The organism is Intrasporangium flavum (assembly GCF_001956915.1).
In the GTDB taxonomy this organism is placed as follows: domain Bacteria; phylum Actinomycetota; class Actinomycetes; order Actinomycetales; family Dermatophilaceae; genus Monashia; species Monashia flava.
Window position 1 is genome coordinate 217730 of sequence record NZ_MLJO01000010.1, and the last position, 18457, is coordinate 236186.

Annotated in this window: 17 protein-coding genes; 3 read left to right on the plus strand and 14 right to left on the minus strand. The window is 73.0% G+C overall.

Annotated features, from left to right (window positions below):
- Positions 1-29: 29 nt before the first annotated feature.
- The 5 genes from BIV28_RS08620 to BIV28_RS19975 all read right to left on the minus strand — a co-directional run bounded on the left by BIV28_RS08620 (position 30) and on the right by BIV28_RS19975 (position 6093).
- Entirely contained in the window at positions 30-1634 is a 1605-nt protein-coding gene (locus BIV28_RS08620; RefSeq protein ID WP_076260991.1) for a hypothetical protein, read from the minus strand.
- A gap of 16 nt (positions 1635-1650) precedes the next feature.
- Complete coding sequence (gene leuA, locus BIV28_RS08625; protein WP_076260992.1) at positions 1651-3420, minus strand: 2-isopropylmalate synthase; 1770 nt, start codon at positions 3418-3420, stop codon at positions 1651-1653.
- 211 nt (positions 3421-3631) lie between these two features.
- Entirely contained in the window at positions 3632-4441 is an 810-nt protein-coding gene (locus BIV28_RS08630) for a hypothetical protein (RefSeq protein ID WP_207555859.1), read from the minus strand.
- Between the two features lie 51 nt (positions 4442-4492).
- A complete protein-coding gene (locus tag BIV28_RS08635) occupies positions 4493-5950 on the minus strand; it encodes a DUF5956 family protein (RefSeq protein ID WP_076260995.1) in 1458 nt (485 codons plus the stop codon).
- Positions 5947-6093 carry a hypothetical protein gene (locus BIV28_RS19975; protein WP_207555860.1) on the minus strand — a complete coding sequence of 49 codons (147 nt, stop codon included), beginning with the start codon at positions 6091-6093 and terminating at the stop codon, positions 5947-5949. Before BIV28_RS19975 ends, BIV28_RS08635 begins: the two co-directional genes overlap by 4 nt.
- A 228-nt stretch (positions 6094-6321) precedes the next feature.
- Here BIV28_RS19975 and BIV28_RS08640 point away from each other — a divergent pair, with 228 nt between their 5' ends.
- On the plus strand, positions 6322-7302 hold the full coding sequence (locus tag BIV28_RS08640) for a ScyD/ScyE family protein (RefSeq protein WP_076260997.1): 981 nt from the start codon (positions 6322-6324) through the stop codon (positions 7300-7302).
- Positions 7303-7392: 90 nt separating this feature from the next.
- Here BIV28_RS08640 and era read toward each other — a convergent pair whose 3' ends face one another.
- Genes era through BIV28_RS08670 form a run of 6 tightly spaced genes read right to left on the minus strand, consistent with a single transcriptional unit; the run spans position 7393 to position 13300 of the window.
- Positions 7393-8340, minus strand: a complete 948-nt coding sequence (gene era / locus BIV28_RS08645; protein ID WP_076260998.1) for a GTPase Era — start codon at positions 8338-8340, stop codon at positions 7393-7395.
- Positions 8318-9634: a hemolysin family protein gene (locus BIV28_RS08650; protein WP_076261000.1), complete on the minus strand. Its 1317-nt coding sequence runs from the start codon at positions 9632-9634 to the stop codon at positions 8318-8320. Before BIV28_RS08650 ends, era begins: the two co-directional genes overlap by 23 nt.
- Before the next feature lie 7 nt (positions 9635-9641).
- Positions 9642-10109 (minus strand): rRNA maturation RNase YbeY, encoded by a 468-nt coding sequence (ybeY, locus tag BIV28_RS08655; RefSeq protein WP_076261001.1) that lies wholly within the window; start codon positions 10107-10109, stop codon positions 9642-9644.
- Positions 10106-11323, minus strand: coding sequence for a PhoH family protein (locus BIV28_RS08660; protein ID WP_076261152.1), 1218 nt, complete (start codon positions 11321-11323; stop codon positions 10106-10108). The genes ybeY and BIV28_RS08660 overlap by 4 nt, the downstream gene beginning before the upstream one ends.
- 13 nt (positions 11324-11336) lie before the next feature.
- The gene (locus tag BIV28_RS08665) at positions 11337-12944 is read right to left on the minus strand and encodes a S10 family peptidase (RefSeq protein WP_076261003.1); all 1608 of its coding nucleotides are present in this window, start codon (positions 12942-12944) and stop codon (positions 11337-11339) included.
- Entirely contained in the window at positions 12941-13300 is a 360-nt protein-coding gene (locus BIV28_RS08670) for an HIT domain-containing protein (RefSeq protein WP_076261005.1), read from the minus strand. The genes BIV28_RS08665 and BIV28_RS08670 overlap by 4 nt, the downstream gene beginning before the upstream one ends.
- Before the next feature lie 67 nt (positions 13301-13367).
- Here BIV28_RS08670 and BIV28_RS08675 point away from each other — a divergent pair, with 67 nt between their 5' ends.
- Entirely contained in the window at positions 13368-14018 is a 651-nt protein-coding gene (locus tag BIV28_RS08675) for a SigE family RNA polymerase sigma factor (RefSeq protein WP_083707162.1), read from the plus strand.
- Positions 14015-15214 carry a Gmad2 immunoglobulin-like domain-containing protein gene (locus BIV28_RS08680; protein WP_076261006.1) on the plus strand — a complete coding sequence of 400 codons (1200 nt, stop codon included), beginning with the start codon at positions 14015-14017 and terminating at the stop codon, positions 15212-15214. Before BIV28_RS08675 ends, BIV28_RS08680 begins: the two co-directional genes overlap by 4 nt.
- Before the next feature lie 32 nt (positions 15215-15246).
- Here the strand turns inward: BIV28_RS08680 and BIV28_RS08685 are convergent, their stop codons facing one another.
- The 3 genes from BIV28_RS08685 to hrcA form a co-directional block, all read right to left on the minus strand.
- Positions 15247-15990 (minus strand): 16S rRNA (uracil(1498)-N(3))-methyltransferase, encoded by a 744-nt coding sequence (locus BIV28_RS08685; protein WP_076261008.1) that lies wholly within the window; start codon positions 15988-15990, stop codon positions 15247-15249.
- Between the two features lie 40 nt (positions 15991-16030).
- On the minus strand, positions 16031-17161 hold the full coding sequence (gene dnaJ, locus BIV28_RS08690; protein ID WP_076261010.1) for a molecular chaperone DnaJ: 1131 nt from the start codon (positions 17159-17161) through the stop codon (positions 16031-16033).
- A gap of 131 nt (positions 17162-17292) precedes the next feature.
- Entirely contained in the window at positions 17293-18336 is a 1044-nt protein-coding gene (hrcA, locus tag BIV28_RS08695; RefSeq protein ID WP_076261011.1) for a heat-inducible transcriptional repressor HrcA, read from the minus strand.
- Positions 18337-18457: the final 121 nt, after the last annotated feature.

Here is an 18457-nt window from a genome sequence, read left to right on the forward strand (position 1 = left end):
CCGGCTGGGCCGGTCCTCGGAGGGCCGGCTCAGCCGGCGTCGGACGTGATGCCGGTCGCGCTCCCGGACGCGGCGGTGGCGGCGCCGAGACGTCGTCGCCGCCGCGTCCCGGCGCGCACCCGCACCATGGCCGCGAGCGCGACGACGAGCGGCGCGAAGGTGAACACGTAGCGCGACCGGCCCTGGAACAGCAGGGTGAACGTCGCGATACCGAGCACCGTGAGCGCCACGAGCAGCACGTCACGCCGATAGGGCGCGCGGAGCAGGCCGACGCCCGCGACGACGAGGACGGCGAGCCACAGCGCCTGGGTCACGTCGGCCCGCCAGTCGTAGGCCGAACCGTGGAACCCGTTGAGGGAGTGGACGACCCCCACGACACCGTCGGCGTCGGCCAACCGCCCGGGCAGGGAGTCCGGGCCCTCCCCCCAGGCCCAGAACATGCCGTCGCCCCAGTTCCAGGCAACCTTGTCGGCGTAGAACGCGAGCGTCCCGCCGGGACCGCGCTCGGCCCAGCGGTCGGCGATGTAGGTGCGCGCATAGTCGGTCATCTGCTCGGGGGTGAGCCCGTCGATCGCGACGACCATCTCGCGGGAGTACGTGCCGTAGTTGACGACGCCGTCGGGCGCGACCTGCTCGTTCATCCCGTTGGCAAGCCACCACAGGACTGGCGGGGTCACGTCGGCGCGCAGCCGGCCGGGGTCGACGCCCGCGGCCCGCGCCGACACGACCGGGGTGGCCAGGGCGATCCCGAGGAAGACGCCCACGGCCACGACGGAGCCGGCCAGCGCGATGGCGCGGCCGCGTGGGGCGTGGTTGCCGTCGAACACGGCCACGACCACGGTGAGCACCGTGGCGATGACGACGACCGCCGGCGTCGTCTTGATCGCGTAGGCGAGGCCGTAGCAGACGACGGCCGCCACCCACGTGAGGACGCGCACCGTGCGGGCGCGCGCGGAGACCTCGCCGGCGCTCTCGCCCCCGGGCAGCAGGGCGCGCGCGGCGAGCGCCACCCCGGCCGCGAGGAACGGCATCGCGAAGTAGTCGGTGTACGGCACCGCGAGCCACGGGCTCGTGCCGACGAGGACGAGCGTCACCAGCTGGGCGCCGACCGCCGCCCCGGGCCCGCGCACCCGGCGCACGAGCGCGTCGACGGCGAGCAGCGTCGCCGCGACGCACGCGCCGGTGATGACGATGAGGACGGCGTCCGGTGACCAGCCCAGCCGTGCGCCGACCTCGACGCCGGCCCGGTCGATCGCGAGGAGCGGCAGGTTGTTGGGGTAGAGCGACAGGTAGTCGTAGCCGCCGTCGCCGATGGGGCGGCCGGCGTGGAGCGCCCGCGCGAGGTCCATGACGACGCGGGCGTCCCACCCGTAGTCGTAGCGCCCGGCCAGGCCGACGAGCGTGGCGACCACCCCGCCGACCACGGCCAGCACCGGCCCGACCCAGCGCGCGCGCACCCACCGCGGTGAGCGGGCGAACGCTGCGACGGCCAGCAGCGCGACGCAGGCCGGCACGACGACGTACCAGCGGTACGGGGTGTTGACGGCTCGCGGCGCGACGAGTCCGACGACGGCCACGGCGAGCAGACAGGCGCCGACGAGCCGGAGCAGCGTCCGGCCGAGGGCGGAGTCCATGGACCGTGACGCTATCTCACCCCGCGGCGCCGGCGGCGGCTGCCTCCTCGGCGACGCGGTCGCGGTAGGCGCGGTTGCAGGCCGACACGACCGCCTTGAGCGAGGCCGTCACGATCGAGGAGTCGACGCCGACGCCCCAGAGGACGCGCGGCCCGATCGCGCACTCGACGTAGGCCGCGGCGCGGGCGTCGCCACCGGCCGACAGGGCGTGCTCGGCGTAGTCGAGGACGCGCATGTCGGGGGCGCCCTCGATCGTCATGAAGGCGTCGAGGAAGGCCGCGATCGGGCCGTTGCCGCGACCCGTGATGGTGACCGGCTCACCGCCGTCGGTGACCGTGGCCTCGATGGTGCTCTCGCCGTCGACGGTCGAGTCGGTGACGACGTTGACGAGCTCGAACCGGCCCCACGGCTTCGCCGGGTCGGGCAGGTACTCGTCCTGGAAGCGTCCCCACAGCTCGGCCGGGGCGACCTCGCCGCCGTCCTGGTCGACGCCGCGCTGCACGACGCCGGAGAACTCGATCTGGAGCCGGCGCGGCAGGTCCATCTGGTGCTCGGACTTCATGATGTAGGAGACGCCGCCCTTGCCGGACTGGCTGTTGACGCGCACGACGGCCTCGTACGAGCGGCCGAGGTCGTGCGGGTCCACGGGCAGGTAGGGCACGCCCCAGACGAGGTCGTCGACGCTCGTGCCCTTCTCCTTGGCCTCGACCTCCATGGCCTCGAAGCCCTTCTTGATGGCGTCCTGGTGCGAGCCGCTGAAGGCGGTGAACACGAGGTCGCCGCCGTAGGGGTGGCGTTCGCCGACGGGCAGCTGGTTGCAGTACTCGACGGTGCGGCGGATCTCGTCGATGTCGCTGAAGTCGATCTGCGGGTCGATGCCCTGGCTGAAGAGGTTCATGCCGAGGGTGACGAGGTCGACGTTGCCGGTACGCTCGCCGTTGCCGAACAGGCACCCCTCGATGCGGTCGGCGCCGGCGAGGTAGCCGAGCTCGGCGGCGGCGACGCCGGTCCCGCGGTCGTTGTGCGGGTGCAGGCTGACGACGAGCGACTCCCGCCGGTCGAGGTGGCGCACCATCCACTCGATCGAGTCGGCATAGACGTTCGGGGTGATCATCTCGACCGTCGCCGGCAGGTTGACGATCATCTTGTGGTCCGGCGTCGGGTCGATGACGTCGATGACGGCGTTGCAGATGCGCATCGCGAACTCGAGCTCGGTGCCGGTGTAGGACTCCGGCGAGTACTCGTAGTAGATCGTCGTGTCGGGGATCGTCTCCTCGAGCTTCTTGATGAGGCGCGCACCCTGCACCGCGATGTCGATGATGCCGTCCTGGTCGAGGCCGAAAACGACGCGGCGCTGCAGGATCGAGGTCGAGTTGTAGAAGTGGACGATCGCCTCCTTCGCGCCACGGATGGCGTCGAAGGTCCGCTCGATGAGGTGGTCGCGGCACTGGGTCAGCACCTGGATCGTCACGTCGTCGGGGATGTGGCCGCCGTCGATGAGCTCGCGGCAGAAGTCGAAGTCGGTCTGGCTCGCCGACGGGAAGCCGATCTCGATCTCCTTGTAGCCCATCTTCACGAGCAGCTGGAACATGCGCAGCTTGCGCTCGGAGTTCATCGGGTCGATGAGGGCCTGGTTGCCGTCACGCAGGTCGACGGCGCACCAGCGCGGGGCCTGCTCGATGCGCCTGGTCGGCCACGTGCGGTCGGGCAGGTCGAACGGGATCTGCTCGTGGAAGGGCACGTACTTGCCGAACGGCATTCCCGACGTCTGCTGGGGGTGGATCATCGCGTCACTCTCTCGTCTGCGTTTCGCTCGGTGTCCGGCCGGACACGGGAAACTCCGCGACGAGGAGGGCCGGGATCAGGCCTCGTCGCGGCAGCGAAGGAGGAGGCTCACCGCACGCACGGCTTCACGGTATGCCGGTCGACGCGTCGCCGTCCACCCCTCGGGACCGGTGCCCGCATCGTGAGACCCGCGTCCTGACCCGCAGCCGCCGCTACCGGAAGCCCGGCCGGATCCAGCGCACGTAGGACACTGTCCGCACCAGCCAGCCATGGGCCAGGCTCGCCGCGCCCACGAGCAGGGCCGACGCGAGGAGCACCCAGATCCAGGACCAGTGACGCAGGACCGGGGCGAGGCCGGACACCACGCCGAGGGTCACGGCCGCGAGAACGAAGAGCCCGGAGACGGCCCGGACCACGCGCTGACGCACCCGGACGTCGTGCTCGAATGCCCTGCGCCGCAAAGCGATTGCGTCCGCGATGGAGGCGAACTGCGTGCTCGGCGAGCCGCGCTCCACGACATGGGCGCGGTGCGCGTCGGCGAGCGCCGCTGCCGCAGCCGGGTCGGCCAGGTCGCCGCACTCGACGGCGCGCACCGAGCGGCCCCTGGTGGGGACGCTGGACCGCTCGAGCTCGCGGCGCACGTCCATGCCTGCCCACCCAGAGCGAAGAACGCGCGGCCACGGGGGCTTGCGCGTCCACAGACGCGAGGTCTCCACGAGGGTTCCGTCAGCGAGCACGCTCGAAAGCCGCACCGCAGGCTGGCTCCAGAACCACGAGACGAAGGCGTCGGCCTGACCGTCCGGCGAGGTCAGCACCGTGGCGACGTCGGGCAGGTGGGCCGCGAACTCGGACCGCGCCGGCTCGGCATACCCGCCGACGATCTGCTCGGCCTCCTGCTCCGACAGCTCGAGCGCGTACCGCCCGAGCTGCCGCCACCCGATCGTCTCGAAGGCCGCCACGACCTCGGGATAGGGCGTCGGCAGGTCGACGCGGTCCGTGACGTCCGTGTACGAGTAGTCCACGCGCACCTCCCCCTGTCGCGCCCGAACCCCCACGTGGCCGGCGGCACGAGGCTAGGGGGCGATGCCCTCCTCAGTCCCCAGATCGCCGAAATCCGGGGGCACGACGCCCGGCACGCCCCACTCGACCAACGGCTGCTCGTTGGCGAGGCTCCCGCGCGTCCCGGGCGGGTCGGTCACCCCGAAGCCCATGTCGTCACGGTCGGGCCCGAACGCCGCCCACCCGCTCGCGAACCCGAGCGGTAGGTGTCCGCGTGCTCCCGCCGCCTGCTGCGCGCGGGCGTCGCCCGGCCCCTTACCGAGCGACCGCCAGACGCGCGCCTCGGACGAGACGACATCGAGGTCGGTCCACTCCCGCGCCTCGGCGGCCGCGAACCCTGCGGCCACCCACCGGGCCCGGCGCGACGGCTCGATGCCGGCGGCGTCGAACGCCCGCGCCTCCCCGGGAGTCACCGTCGGGTCGGCGTCGACGAGCTCGCGCGCCTCCCGGACGCCGAAGCCGGCCTCGCGCCAGCGGGCGGCGCGCGGCAGGTCGGCGGCCTCCCACACGGCGATCTCCTCAGCGGTGAAACCGGACTCGATCCAGGGCTGCACCTCCTCTGGCTGCCGTTCGAGCAGCACGGACATGAGCCGTCCGACCGGAGCGTCGGCCGGCAGCCCGATCCGGCGCCATGCGATCGTCCGCCGTACGACGTCGGTGCCCGTCGCGAAACCCGTGCAGGTCACCCCACACCACGTGTGGGCCTCATCGGCCGACAGGCCCGCTCCGCCTTCGTTCAGCGGTGCCGTGAGGCGGTCGACGACCTCCGGGCCCAGTCCGAGCGCGATCCACCGGTCCACCTCCGCGCCGGGCGCGTTACGCCCGCGCCAGGCGCGGGCGGCGTCCCCCTCCCGCCGAGTCCAGCGCGACCACGCCTGCTCCTCGGTGCCCGACAGGACCCTGCGAGCCGCCTCCATCATCCCGCTGGGCTCCCAGCCGAGCTCGTCCTCGTCGCGCACCTGCCGCAGGAGCAGCACCAGGCTGCCCACGCGCAGGTCGGGCCAGGGTGACCGCAGCAACCACAGCCGCCCCCGCGGGGGTACCGGCAGGCCGAGCGACCGCGCCGTCCGTGCCAACTGCCAGTGCTCGTGCTCGGCGCTCTCGCGCGCGGGCTCGACGAAGAAGTCGTCGCCGCCATAGGACACGAGCCCGAAGCGGGGCAACCGGTCCGGCACCCACGTGCGGTGCTCCGATGGCCAGACCGCGGGCAGCAAGGCCAGCTCCTCGCCCGCCATCCCGGCCGGAAGAGGATGCCACCCTGCGGCGACGAGAGCCGCCACCTCCGGGAGGTCGTCCACGCCCGGCCGTGGTCCGTCCGGCCCACCCGGCACGGAGATGCTGTCGCCCACCTCGAAGGCCTCGACGATCTCGGCGAAGACGGGTGGTAGCGGCTCCAGGTCGGCCTCGGCGACGGCGGGTGGGTCGTCGCGACCCCAGGGGTCCCCCGACGCGTCGAGCTCCTCCTCGCTCATGCAGGGGGAGCCGGGGCGTCGTCGGTCGAATCGTCCGATGCAGCAGGCGTGTCGCGGACGTCGGCGATCTGCTCCTCCGGGCGCGGCGGGACGTTCTGGTCGTCCTCGAGCACCTCGAGCTCGTGGTCGGGCTGCACGCTCATGGGGCCTCCTCGTCACGTCCAGCGTAGGCCCGCGCGGGGCGTTCCACATGGTGGTCAGCGGTGCTGGATCGTGAGACGGCCGTCCCCTTCGACCCGGTCCGTGACCCACCCGGGGCGAGGTTTGTCGCGGTCGTCCCGGCCGTCGGCCCGTTCGACCACCGCGCGCCGGGACCGGCGGGACGCTGGACAGATGCCCTGGAGACGCCGGGGCACTGAGGAGCAAGGGCCATGAAGAGACTCATCTCATGGATCGCCGCCCTGGTGGCGGCGCTGACGGTGGCGGTCGCGCCACCGACGACGTGGGCGTCGCAGCACACGGCGCACACCACCACCCCGCACCTGCTGACCTCCGGCCTGCAGGGGGCCTTCGGGAGCACCATCGGTCCCGACGGTGCCCTCTACGTCGCCGAAGGCGTCGCGGGCCGGATCAGCCGCATCGACCGCGCCACCGGGGTGCGGACGACGTTCGCGAGCGGCCTTCCGGCACAGCACAACCCGCCGGGAATCGGCGGCGTCATGGACGTCGCGTTCCTCGGCGGGAAGGCGTACGCGCTCGTGGCGCTCGTCGGCCCCGAGGTCGGGGGGACGGCCGTGGACGGCATCTACCGCATCGACGGCCGGCACCACGCCACACTCGTCGCCGACATCGGCGCGTGGTCTCGCAGCCACCCGCCGAAGACGGACTTCTTCATCCCGTCGGGCGTCCAGTTCGCGATGCTGCCCTACCGGGGCGCGTTCCTCGTCACCGACGGCCACCACAACCGGGTCCTCCGGGTGACCCTGTGCGGCTCAGTCAGCGAGGTCGAGACCCTGCCCGACGTCGTGCCGACCGGCCTGACGTCACGGGGCGGACGCGTCTACCTGGCCCTCGCCGGGCCGACGCCGCACCTGCCCGCGGACGGACGTGTCGTGACCTTCGGCAGGCACTTCGGGACACCCACGCAGGTGGCGTCCGGTGCGCGGCTGGCCGTCGACGTGAAGTTCGGGCCCCACTCGAAGCTCTACGTGCTGAGCCAGGGCTACTTCGTCCCCGGGCACCCGGCCGGATCGCCCGCCGAGCCCGGCACCGGCGCGCTGATGCGCGTCACCCACGACGGGTCGACGACCGCCGTCGCCACCGGCCTGGACCGGCCGGTGTCGTTCCAGGTCGTCGGGCACACGGCGTACGTCGTGACGCTCACTGGCGAGGTCTGGACCGTCCACCTCTGAGCCACCTGCCGGTGCGGTCGGTTCGCCGACGACCGCACCGGTCACCCGGACGCGCGCGACGCACAGGACGCGGCAAGGCGTCGGGACGCGTCAGAACCCGAGGCGCTGGAGCTGCTTCGGGTCGCGCTGCCAGTCCTTGGCGACCTTGACGTGCAGGTCGAGGAAGACCTTCTGCCCGAGCAGCGCCTCGATGCCCTTGCGGGCGTTGGTGCCCACCTCGCGCAGGCGCGAGCCACCCCGGCCGATGACGATGGCCTTCTGGCTCGGGCGCTCGACGAAGACGTTGACCCGGACGTCGAGCAGCGGCTTGTCGGCCGGGCGGTCCTCGCGCGGCACCATCTCCTCGACGACGACGGCCAGCGAGTGCGGCAGCTCGTCGCGCACCCCCTCGAGCGCGGCCTCGCGGACGAGCTCGGCGATCATGACGGCCTCCGGCTCGTCGGTGAGCACGCCGTCGGGGTAGAGCTGCGGCGAGGTCGGCAGGTAGGAGGCGAGCAGGTCGCGCACCTGCTCCACCTGCTCGCCCGACACGGCCGAGCACGGGATGATCGCGTCCCACTCGCCCAGCTGGTCGATGGCGATGAGGTGCTCGGCGAGGCGGTCGCGGTCGACGGCGTCGGCCTTGGTGGCGATGGCCACCACGGGGCGCCGGCGCACCGAGCGCAGCTCCGTGAGCTCGTTCGCGATGAACGCGTCACCCGGGCCCGGACGCTGGTCGGCCGGCAGGCAGAAGCCGATGACGTCGACCTCGAGGAGCGTCTCGCGGACGAGGTCGTTGAGCCGCTCGCCGAGCAGCGTGCGCGGCTTGTGCAGGCCCGGGGTGTCGACGAGGATCAGCTGCGCCTCGGGCGTCGTGGCGACGCCGCGGATCGTGTGCCGGGTGGTCTGCGGCTTCGAGCTCGTGATGGCGACCTTCTGCCCGACGAGGGCGTTGGTCAGCGTCGACTTGCCCGCGTTGGGCCGGCCCACGAGACAGGCGAACCCGGCCCGGTAGGGCTTCTCGTCGTTCGTGCTCTCAGTGCCCGCTCGCGTGGCCATGGGCCTCCTCCGTCTCGCTCGTCTGCGCGTCAGTGTCCTCCACGTGCACCCGGTGCACGATGACCGACGCGACGCGGTGGCGGCGTCCGGCCATCCGCTCGGCCGTCAGCTCCAGCCCCGCGACGTGGCCCGCGGAGCCGACGATCGGGACGCGTCCGATGACCTTGGTCAGCAGGCCGCCGACGGTGTCGACGTCGTCCTCGTCGATCGTCACGTCGAACAGCTCGGCGAGGTCGTCGATGTCCATCGACGCCGGGACGCGCAGCGTGCCGTCCTCGAGCTGCTCGACGCCGGGCGCCTCGCGGTCGTGCTCGTCGGCGATCTCGCCGACGATCTCCTCGATGATGTCCTCGATCGTCACGAGGCCGGCGGTACCGCCGTACTCGTCGACGACGATCGCGAAGTGGTTCTGCTCCTGCTGCATCTCGCGCAGCAGGTCGTCGACCGGCTTGCTCTCCGGCACGAAGTGCATCGGGCGCATCACCTCGGTGGCCAGGTGCTTGGCGTCCTCCGGCGCGGCCGTGAGACGCCGGGCGACGTCCTTGAAGTAGAGCAGCCCGCGCACGTCGTCGCTGTCCTCGCCGACGACCGGGATGCGGGAGAAGCCCGAGCGCAGGAACAGCGACATGGCGCTGCGGAGCGTCTTGTCGGCGTCGAGCGTCACCATGTCGGTGCGCGGCACCATGACCTCGCGGGCCACGGTGTCGCCGAGCTCGAAGACCGAGTGGATCATCTCCCGCTCGTCCTCCTCGATGACCTCGGACTCACCGGCGATGTCGACGAGGTCGCGCAGCTCGGACTCGGTCTGGAACGGGCCGTCGGAGTAGCCCTTGCCCGGCGTCACGGCGTTGCCGAGCACGACGAGCAGCTTGGCCACCGGGCCGAGCACGCGGCGCAGCCCGACGGCGAACGGTGCGCTCCACAGGGCGACGGTGTCGTAGTTCTGCCGACCCAGGGTGCGCGGCGAGACGCCGACGACGACGAACGAGACGACCGCCATGATCGCGATGCTGATGAGGGCGCGGCCCCACGTCGAGGTGACCTGCCCCGCGACGGCGAGCGTGACGAGGACGGCCGTGGTCGCCTCGGCGACGACGCGCAGGAAGGCGATGACGGCGAGGTAGGCCGGCGAGTCGCCGACGACGGTCAGCAGCGACTTGGCGCCGGACCGGCCCTCGTCCCAGAGCTCCTGGGCGCGCACCCGCGACATGCGGAAGATGGCGGCCTCGGCGGCGGACAGGACGAAGGCGACGACGATGCTGATGAGTGCCGGGAGGACGAGCTGGGGTAGCACGCTGGCCTCAGGCGCCGGGGCGGTTGCGCGTCGCGAGGAAGGTGAGCAGCAGCTGGCGCTGCAGCTCGAACATCTCGCGCTCCTCGTCCGGCTCGGCGTGGTCGTAGCCGAGCAGGTGCAGGATGCCGTGCGTCGTCAGCAGCAGCATCTCCTCGATGGGTGCGTGGCCCGCCTCGAGCGCCTGCTTGGTCGCCACGGACGGGCACAGGACGATGTCGCCGAGGGTGCCCTCCTCGGGCTCCTGCCCCTCGCGCCCCGGACGCAGCTCGTCCATCGGGAAGCTCATGACGTCGGTCGGCCCGGGCAGGTCCATCCACTGCACGTGGAGGACCTCCATGGCCGGCTCGTCGACGAGCTTGATGCAGAGGTCGGCCTGCGGGTGCACCCGCATCTGCTCCATGACGTACTTCGCGCACGCCAGCAGCTCGAGCTCGTCGACGTCGGCGTCGGTCTCGTTGAGGACGTCGATGCTCACGCGCCGGCCTCCCGGGCGTCGCCGGCCTCGTCCGGCACGGCGCCGCGCCCCTCGCGGGCCCGCTCGCGTCCGCGGTCACGACGCGGTTCGCGGCGGTCGTCCCGACGCGTGTCGCGCCGCTGGGCCGCGCGACGCTCCTGGCGCGAGGAGCTGCGGTCGTAGGCGTCGACGATGGCGCTCACGAGACGGTGGCGCACGACGTCGTGGGAGGTCAGCTCGGCGAAGTGGATGTCCTCGACGCCGTCGAGGATGTCGCGCACGACCATGAGCCCCGAGCGGGTGCCGCCGGGCAGGTCGACCTGGGTGATGTCGCCGGTGACGACCATCTTGCTGCCGAACCCGAGACGCGTCAGGAACATCTTCATCTGCTCGCTCGAGGTGTTCTGCGCCTCGTCGAGGATGATGAACGCGTCGTTGAGCGACCGGCCGCGCATGTAGGCCAGCGGCGCGACCTCGATGGTGCCGGACGCCATGAGCTTGGGGATCGTCTCGGGCGAGACCATGTCGTGCAGGGCGTCGTAGAGCGGGCGCAGGTACGGGTCGATCTTGTCGTTGAGCGTGCCCGGCAGGAAGCCGAGCCGCTCGCCCGCCTCGACGGCCGGACGCGTCAGGATGATGCGGTTGACCTGCTTGGCCTGCAGCGCCGCGACCGCCTTGGCCATCGCCAGGTAGGTCTTGCCGGTGCCGGCCGGGCCGATGCCGAAGACGATGGTGTGCTCGTCGATGGCGTCGACGTAGCGCTTCTGGTTGAGGGTCTTCGGGCGGATCGTGCGACCGCGGTTGCTGATGATGTTCATCGTCAGCACGTCCGCCGGACGCTCCTTGGTCTGGCTGCGCAGCATGGCGATCGAGCGCTCGACGGCGTCGCGGTTGAGCGGCTGGCCGGTGGCCACGATCGTGAGCAGCTCGTCGAGTAGCCCGTCGATGATGTCGAGCTCGCCGGCCGGGCCGGAGAAGGTCATCGCGTTGCCGCGCACGTGGGTGTCGACGAGCGGGAACTGGCGCTCCATGGTGCGCAGCAACTCATCGCGCGGGCCGAGGAGGGTGACCATCTCGACCGGCGGCGGGATCTCCCGCGTCAGGACGGGTCCGCCCGGGGCGGTCGTGGCACCCGTGCCGGCCGGGCCGGTGGGCTCGACACCGTCACGGGTGTCGGGGCTGTCGGGAGTGTCGGGACTGTCGGGCTCGTGGCCGCGTGGCGATGGGTCGTTCATCTCGCCCACGAGTCTACGTGGGCGAGCCGGAGGACCTCACCACGAATTCCGCGAGGTCCTTGCTCTGCTGCAGGCGCGAGGGCTCGTGCACGTACATCATGTGCCCGGCCTCGTAGTACGCGTGCTCGACGTCGGCGGCGACGCGCTCCGGCGGCAGGTGCAGGTGCGCGATGACGTCCTCGGCCGCGAAGTGCGGCGTCGCGCCGTCGTAGTAGCCGTAGGCGACGTGGACCCGCAGGTGCGGGTTCTGGCGCATGGCGCGCTCGAGCAGGGGCGAGACGTCGACCGGCCGGCCCTCGAACTCCTTGTAGCTCCAAGGGTTCACCAGCCGGCTGATCTGCTCGTAGTGCAGGTCGCTCTCGTAGCCGAGCTCGTCGCGGACGTAGTGGTTCCACACCGCCGCGTACGGGCCCGCGATGGCGTCGTGGGACGGGTCGGCGTCCATGTTCTCGGCGATGGCCGCGGCCGCGGGCCCGGTGAACCGGGCGTCGAGGCGACCGACCGACAGGCGCTGGTCGCGCAGCAGCTCGGTGAAGTAGCGCCAGTGCTCGATGCGCAGGTCGGCGCGGTCGACGTAGTCCTCGCTCAGTCCGGACAGCCGAGCGAGCGTCGCGACCGCCTCGGCCCGCTCGCGACGGGTCAGGCGCGAGCCGCGGGCCAGCACCCACGGGTAGTCGCGCGACGCGTACGCCTCGGCCTCCTCGACGACGGCCCGCAGCGACCGGCGTCCGTGCTTGCCGTGGTAGTGCGCGACGGCGGCGTAGGTCGGCAGGTAGAGCACGTGGGCACGGTCGTTGCGCTGGTTCTCGAACTCGATGGAGCCGAGGTCGAGCACGCTGGAGATGAGGATGAGGCCGTTGAGGTACATGCCGTACCGGCCCTGGAGGTGCTCGGCCAGGGCCGCGCCGCGCAGGGTGCCGTACGACTCGCCCGCGAGGAACTTCGGCGACATCCACCGCTTGTTCCGCGAGGTCCACAGCCGGATCAGCTCGCCGACCGACTCGATGTCCTTGCGGTAGCCGTGGTACTCGCCCGGCTTGCCGCCCTCGACGGCCCGGGAGTAACCGGTCGACATCGGGTCGATGAAGACGAGGTCGCTGACGGTCAGGAGCGACTCGGGGTTCTCGACGAGGTCGTAAGGCGGCGGGGTCAGCTCGCCGACGTCGCCCATGACGAGCCGGCGCGGGCCGAGCAGGCCCAGGTGCAGCCAGACGCTCGAGCTGCCGGGTCCGCCGTTGAAGGCGAAGGTCACCGGACGCGTCCGGGGGTCGGCGTCATCGAGCGTGTACGTCGTCATCGACAGCTCGGCGCGCGGCGTGTGCCCGCCGAACGTGCCGTCCTTGTGGTCCTCCTCGCGCAGCACGACGCGTCCGGTGGTGGCCGTGTAGCGCAAGCGTCGACGCCCGACGCGCAGCGTGTGGTGGGTCGTGACGAGGTCGTCGGTCGGCGGCGCCGACCGGCTGCCCTCGCCCGACGCGTCACCGTCGGAGCCGCTCGCGCTGCGGGACGGACGCGGCGCGCCGGGCCCGCCGGTCGTGTCGGACGTGTCGGACGTGGTCGACGGGAGGCCGGCGTCGGCCTCGCCCTCGTCGGTGGCCGGAGCCTGTCGGCGGTCGCTCACACCATGCCCTTCTCGGTGAAGGCGGCGCCGCCGAGGACGTGGACGTGCGCGTGGAAGATCGTCTGGCCCGCGCTGCTGCCGGTGTTGACGATGAGGCGGTGGGCATCGCCCACGCCCTCGGCCTCGGCGACCTGCTGGGCGAGGCGGAAGACGTCGGTGAGGTCCTCGCCGTCGACGGCCGCGAGCGCCCCGACGGTCGGCTCGTGCCGCCGAGGCACGACGAGGACGTGCACCGGCGCGGCCGGGCTGATGTCGCGGAAGGCGATGGACCGCTCGGTCTCGGCCACCCGGTCGGACGGGATGTCGCCGGCGACGATCTTGCAGAAGAGGCAGTCACCCGGGCTGTGCGAGGTCATGGATGCACCCTAGGTGTGTCAACCCGGACGTGCACGTGTGCGTCTCCTGTCCGTGAGAACGTTGCCCATGCCGTCGGACCGGGTGGACCGCCCGGCCGGGCGGACCGGCCCCGGTGACACCGGGAGTCCGGCCGACCCCGCCGGGACCGCTCCCCTGCGCCCTCCCGCGGGCCATGCCGCGCCGCGCGAGCTGCCCGTCGACCCGGACGTCGCCGTCACCGAGCTCTACCACGCCCACTGGGACCGCCTCGTGCGCCTCGGCTGGCTGCTCCTGCGCGACCAGTCCGCGGCCGAGGACGTCGTGCAGGACGCGTTCGTGGCCACGCACCGGCAGTGGGCCTCGATCCGCGACTCGGGGCGCGTCGTGGCCTACCTGCAGACCGCGGTCGTCAACGGCTGCCGCTCGGTGCAGCGGCACGCCGTCGTCGTCGACCGGCACGCCGCGCGCGAGGCCGGCGCCGCCGACGTTCCCGGACGCGGTGCCGTCGGCAGCGCCGAGACGCACGCGATGCACGCGGTCGGCCGCGACGCCATGGTCGACGCGCTGCGCGAGCTGCCCGAACGACAGCGCGAGGTGCTCGTGCTGCGCTACTACGCCGACCTGTCCGAGGCGCAGATCGCCCGGGCCCTCGACATCTCCGCCGGCGCCGTCAAGACGCACGCCCACCGCGGGCTGAGCGCGCTGCGCCGCACCATCGACCCCACGGAGCCCTCATGAACACCGACCCGACCCGACGCCCCGAGGGCACCGACGACCCCGTCGCCATCGGCGCCGCGCTGCGCCCCGTCGAGGACCGCCTGCGTCGCGGCCTGGCCGACGAGGCCGCCACCGTCACCCCGGGCGACCGGCTCGGCGTCATCCTCACCGAGGCCCGAACCGCACCGGCGCGCACCGCCGGGACCGGCGGTCCCGGGGGCCCCGGCAGTCGTCCGCACCGCTGGCTCCTGCCCGTCGCCGCCGCCTCCGCGGCCGTCCTCGTCGCAGGCGGTGTCTGGGCCGCGACCCGGGGCGGCAGCCCGACGCCGCCGGTGGCCGGGCAGCAGACGAGCGCCGTCGTGTCGACGAGCGCCCCGTCGGCGAGCAGCACGCCGTCGGCCTCCCAGCCCTCGACCGTACCGACCCAGACCGCGCAGGGCCCGGCGACCTCGACCGCGAGCGTGCCTCCGAGGAGCGTCCTGGTGCCCACGCCGGTCTACTACCTCGGCCCCGTCATCTCCGGCGCCTCCCCGCGCCTCTTCCGCGAGTTCGTGCCGGCGTCCGTGACGGCTCCGCCCACTGCGCAGGGCAAAGCCCTTGCCGCGCTGCGGCTCGCGATGGGTGCCCCGCCGTCCTCCTCGTCGTACGTCTCGGCGTGGGCGGGCGTGGACCCGGTGTCGGTGACGCTCGACGGGTCCGGTCGCATCGTCGTCACCCTCTCCGCCGGGCTGCCCAGCGGGTCACCGGTGCCGGCCGACCTCGCCGTGCAGCAGCTCGTCTGGACCGCCCAGGCGGCCGTCGGCCAGGGCACGAAGCCGGTCGTGCTCGTCGTCAAGGGCGGCGGCGACGTCGCCCCCGGCATGCCCTCGGGACAGGCGCACCAGCGTCCGGGCGACGCCATGGGCGTCTACGACGTCCTCGCCCCGCTCTGGGTCGACGAGCCGGCGCGCGGGGCCACGGTCAAGGCCGGGCAGCCGCTCACCGTCAAGGGCGTCGCGAGCACCTTCGAGGCCAACGTCGAGTGGCAGGTGCTGCGCGGGTCGACCGTCGTCGCCACCGGGCACACGACGGCGTCCGCCGGGGCGCCGGAGCGGGGTTCGTACTCGTTCCGCGTCAAGGCCCTGCCGGCCGGCGACTACGTCGTCCGCGTCCTCGAGTCGAGCCCCAAGGACGGCACGCCCGACGCCGAGCAGCGCATCCCCTTCACCGTCCGCTGACCGTCGGGAGGCCACGAACGCGGCCTGGTGGCTCAGCGCCAGCGGGAACGAGCCAGCAGGACGGCGAGCGCCGCCGGCCCGGCCGAGGACGACCGCAGGATCGTCGATCCGAGGCGCACCGGCCGCGCCCCGGCATCGACGAGCGCGTCGAGCTCGCGAGCGCTGATGCCGCCCTCGGGCCCGACGACGACGAGCACGTCGCCCTCGGTGGGCAGGTCGACGGTGGCGAGCGGTTCGGTGGCGTCCTCGTGGAGCACGAGCGCCAGGGCGCTGTCGCGGACGCGGGTGGCGAGCGCCCCGAGGCCGACGTGCTCGGCCGTCACCGGCAGGCGGGCCCGACGGGACTGCTTCGTCGCCCGCGTCACGACGGCGACCCACTTGGCGAGCGACTTGGCCGCCCGGTCCCCGCGCCACACGACGACCGACCGCTCGGCCTGCCACGGCACGACCTCGTCGACGCCCAGCTCGGTGGCGGCCTCGATGGCCTGCTCGTCGCGGTCGCCCTTGGCGAGGGCCTGGACGAGGACGAACCGCGGCGCCGGTTCCGGCTCGTCGCTCACCTCGACCACGGTCCCGGCCACCTCGGCCCGGTCGACGTGCGCGGCCTCGAGCAGGACGCGCCGGCCCCGGCCGTCCGCGACATAGCAGCGCTCGCCGACGCGCAGGCGCACGACGGTGGCGGCGTGCCGGCCCTCGTCGCCGCCCAGGACGAGCGTCGAGCCGACGGCGGCACGGGCGACGGCATCGGCGTCGCCGAGGAAAAGCTGGTGGGTCACGGCGCCATCCTGCCGCAGCGGGACGGCGCCGCGCCGCCGGTCACTTCTCCTTGAACGCGTCGCGCAGCTTGCCGAAGAGGCCCTTGTTCGCCGGGGCGAGCCGCCCCTCGGGGCGCTCCTCGCCGCGCAGCGCGGCGAACTGGCGCAGCAGCTCCTGCTGCTCCTCGGTCAGCTTCGTCGGGGTCTGCACCGTGGCGTGCACGAGCAGGTCGCCGCGGCCGCCGTGGCGCAGGTGCGTGACGCCGAGGCCGCGCAGCGTCAGCACGTCGCCGCTCTGCGTGCCGGCCTTGATGTCAAGGTCCTGCATGCCGTCGAAGGTGGACAGCTTGATCGTCGTGCCGAGCGCGGCCGCCGCCATCGGCAGCTCGACACTCGCGTGGAGGTCGTCGCCGCGCCGGGTGTACACGTCGTGGTTGACGACGCGGATCTCGACGTAGAGGTCGGCGCGCGGGCCGTTGCCGGGGCCGACCTCGCCCTCGCCGGTCAGCTGGATGCGCGTGCCGGTGTCGACGCCGGCCGGCACCTTGAGCGTCAGGCTGCGGCGGGTGCGCACGCGGCCGTCGCCCGAGCAGTCGTGGCACGGGTCGGTGAGCGTCGCGCCGAAGCCCTGGCAGTTGACGCACGGGCGGGAGGTCATGACCTGGCCGAGGAAGCTGCGCTGGACCTGCTGGATCTCGCCGGCGCCCTTGCAGATCGGGCAGGTCTGCCGACCGGTGCCCGGCTCGGCCCCGTCGCCGCCGCAGCGGCCGCAGCCGACGGCGGTGTCGAGGGTCAGCTCCTCCTCGGAGCCGAAGACGGCCTTGGACAGGTCGATGTCGAGGCGCACGAGGGCGTCCTGGCCACGCTGGACGCGGGGCCGCGGCCCGCGGGCGCCGGTGGCCCCGGCGCCGAAGAAGGCGTCCATGACGTCGCTGAAGGAGAACCCGGCCCCCGCACCGAAGCCGGCACCGCCACCGCTCGCGAACGGGTCGGAGCCCGTGTCGAACTGGCGGCGCTTCTGCGGGTCGGAGAGGACGTCGTAGGCCTGCGAGACCCGCTTGAACTCCTCCTCGGCCTCCGGCCCGGGGTTGACGTCGGGGTGCAGGCGCCGCGCGAGCTTGCGGTACGCCTTCTTGATCTCCTCCTGGCTCGCGTCGCGGGAGACTCCGAGGACGGCGTAGTAGTCGTTCAAGCGGGTGTTCCTTCGGTTCCGTGGTGCGGTCGTCCGGTCGTCGTGTGTCGTCGTGTGTCGTCGTGTGTCGTCGTGGGTCGTCGGGCGGTGCGCCGCGCCGGCCCGGTGGGGCCTCGCGCACCGGGCGGGCGTCAGGTGGCGCGGTTGTCGTCGAGGATCTCGGACACGTAGCGCGCGACGGCCCGCACCGACGCCATGGTCGTCGGGTAGTCCATGCGGGTCGGGCCGAGCACGCCGAGGCTCGCGATGCGCTCGGTGCCCGACCCGTACCCCATCGAGACCAGCGAGGTCGTCTGCAGGCCCGACACGGGGTTCTCCGAGCCGATGCGCACCGAGACGAGCTCGGGGTCATCGCCGAGCTGGCCGAGCAGGCGCAGCAGCGTGACGTGCTCCTCGAGGGCCTCGAGGATCGGGCCGATGGTGCGGCCGAAGTCGGTGCCGGCCCGGGCGAGGTTGGCCTGGCCGGCGAGCACGACGCGCTCCTCGCGCTCCTCGACGAGCAGGTCGGTCAGGGCCGACACGACAGCCTCCGTGGCCGCGCGGTCGGCGTCGGGGGCGTCCTCGGCGAGGCGGCGCAGCCGGGTCGCGGCGACGGTGAACGGCACGCCGGCCGACACCTCGTTGATCCGTGCGCGCAGGCCCGAGACGAAGGCCTCGCCGTCGGTGTCGGTGAGGACGCGGCCGGTGTCGACGACGCGCTGCTCGACGCGTCCGGTGTTGACGATGAGCACGGCCATGGCGTGCGTGGCGCCGACCGGCACGAGCTCGACGTGGCGGATCGTCGAGCGGGTCAGCGAGGGGTACTGCACGACCGCGACCTGACGCGTCAGGCCCGCGAGGAGCCGCACCGTGCGGTCGACGACGTCGTCGAGGTCGACGGCGCCCTCGAGGAACTGGGTGATGGCGCGCCGCTCCCCTGCGCCGAGCGGCTTGACGCCGCTCAGGCGGTCGACGAAGAGGCGGTAGCCCGCGTCGGTGGGCACGCGGCCGGCCGAGGTGTGGGGCGCGTGGATCAGGCCCTCCTCCTCGAGCTGGGCCATGTCGTTGCGCACGGTGGCGGCGCTGACGCCGAGGTGGTGGCGCTCGACGAGCGCCTTGCTGCCGACGGGCTCGGACGTCTGGACGTAGTCCTGGACGATCGCCTGCAGCACCATGAGCCTGCGCTCCTCGCTCATGCGAACCTCCTCGCGTCTCGTCCGTGCGTCCCGTGCCGCCGTGCACCGCTGTCCGACGTCGGCGGTGTTCCGACCCCAGGACCTTGGCACTCTCGGCGTCCGAGTGCCAATTCTACGTCGA

Excerpts from the sequence above, each read along its gene's own strand:
- leuA (WP_076260992.1), bottom strand. The coding sequence starts at position 3,420 with ATGATCCACCCCCAGCAGACGTCGGGAATGCCGTTCGGCAAGTACGTG.
- BIV28_RS08670 (WP_076261005.1), bottom strand. The coding sequence starts at position 13,300 with ATGACCTCGCACAGCCCGGGTGACTGCCTCTTCTGCAAGATCGTCGCC.
- BIV28_RS19975 (WP_207555860.1), bottom strand. The coding sequence starts at position 6,093 with ATGAGCGTGCAGCCCGACCACGAGCTCGAGGTGCTCGAGGACGACCAG.
- BIV28_RS08675 (WP_083707162.1), top strand. The coding sequence starts at position 13,368 with ATGCCGTCGGACCGGGTGGACCGCCCGGCCGGGCGGACCGGCCCCGGT.
- BIV28_RS08640 (WP_076260997.1), top strand. The coding sequence starts at position 6,322 with ATGAAGAGACTCATCTCATGGATCGCCGCCCTGGTGGCGGCGCTGACG.
- BIV28_RS08620 (WP_076260991.1), bottom strand. The coding sequence starts at position 1,634 with ATGGACTCCGCCCTCGGCCGGACGCTGCTCCGGCTCGTCGGCGCCTGT.
- BIV28_RS08635 (WP_076260995.1), bottom strand. The coding sequence starts at position 5,950 with ATGAGCGAGGAGGAGCTCGACGCGTCGGGGGACCCCTGGGGTCGCGAC.
- era (WP_076260998.1), bottom strand. The coding sequence starts at position 8,340 with ATGGCCACGCGAGCGGGCACTGAGAGCACGAACGACGAGAAGCCCTAC.
- BIV28_RS08660 (WP_076261152.1), bottom strand. The coding sequence starts at position 11,323 with ATGAACGACCCATCGCCACGCGGCCACGAGCCCGACAGTCCCGACACT.
- BIV28_RS08680 (WP_076261006.1), top strand. The coding sequence starts at position 14,015 with ATGAACACCGACCCGACCCGACGCCCCGAGGGCACCGACGACCCCGTC.
- hrcA (WP_076261011.1), bottom strand. The coding sequence starts at position 18,336 with ATGAGCGAGGAGCGCAGGCTCATGGTGCTGCAGGCGATCGTCCAGGAC.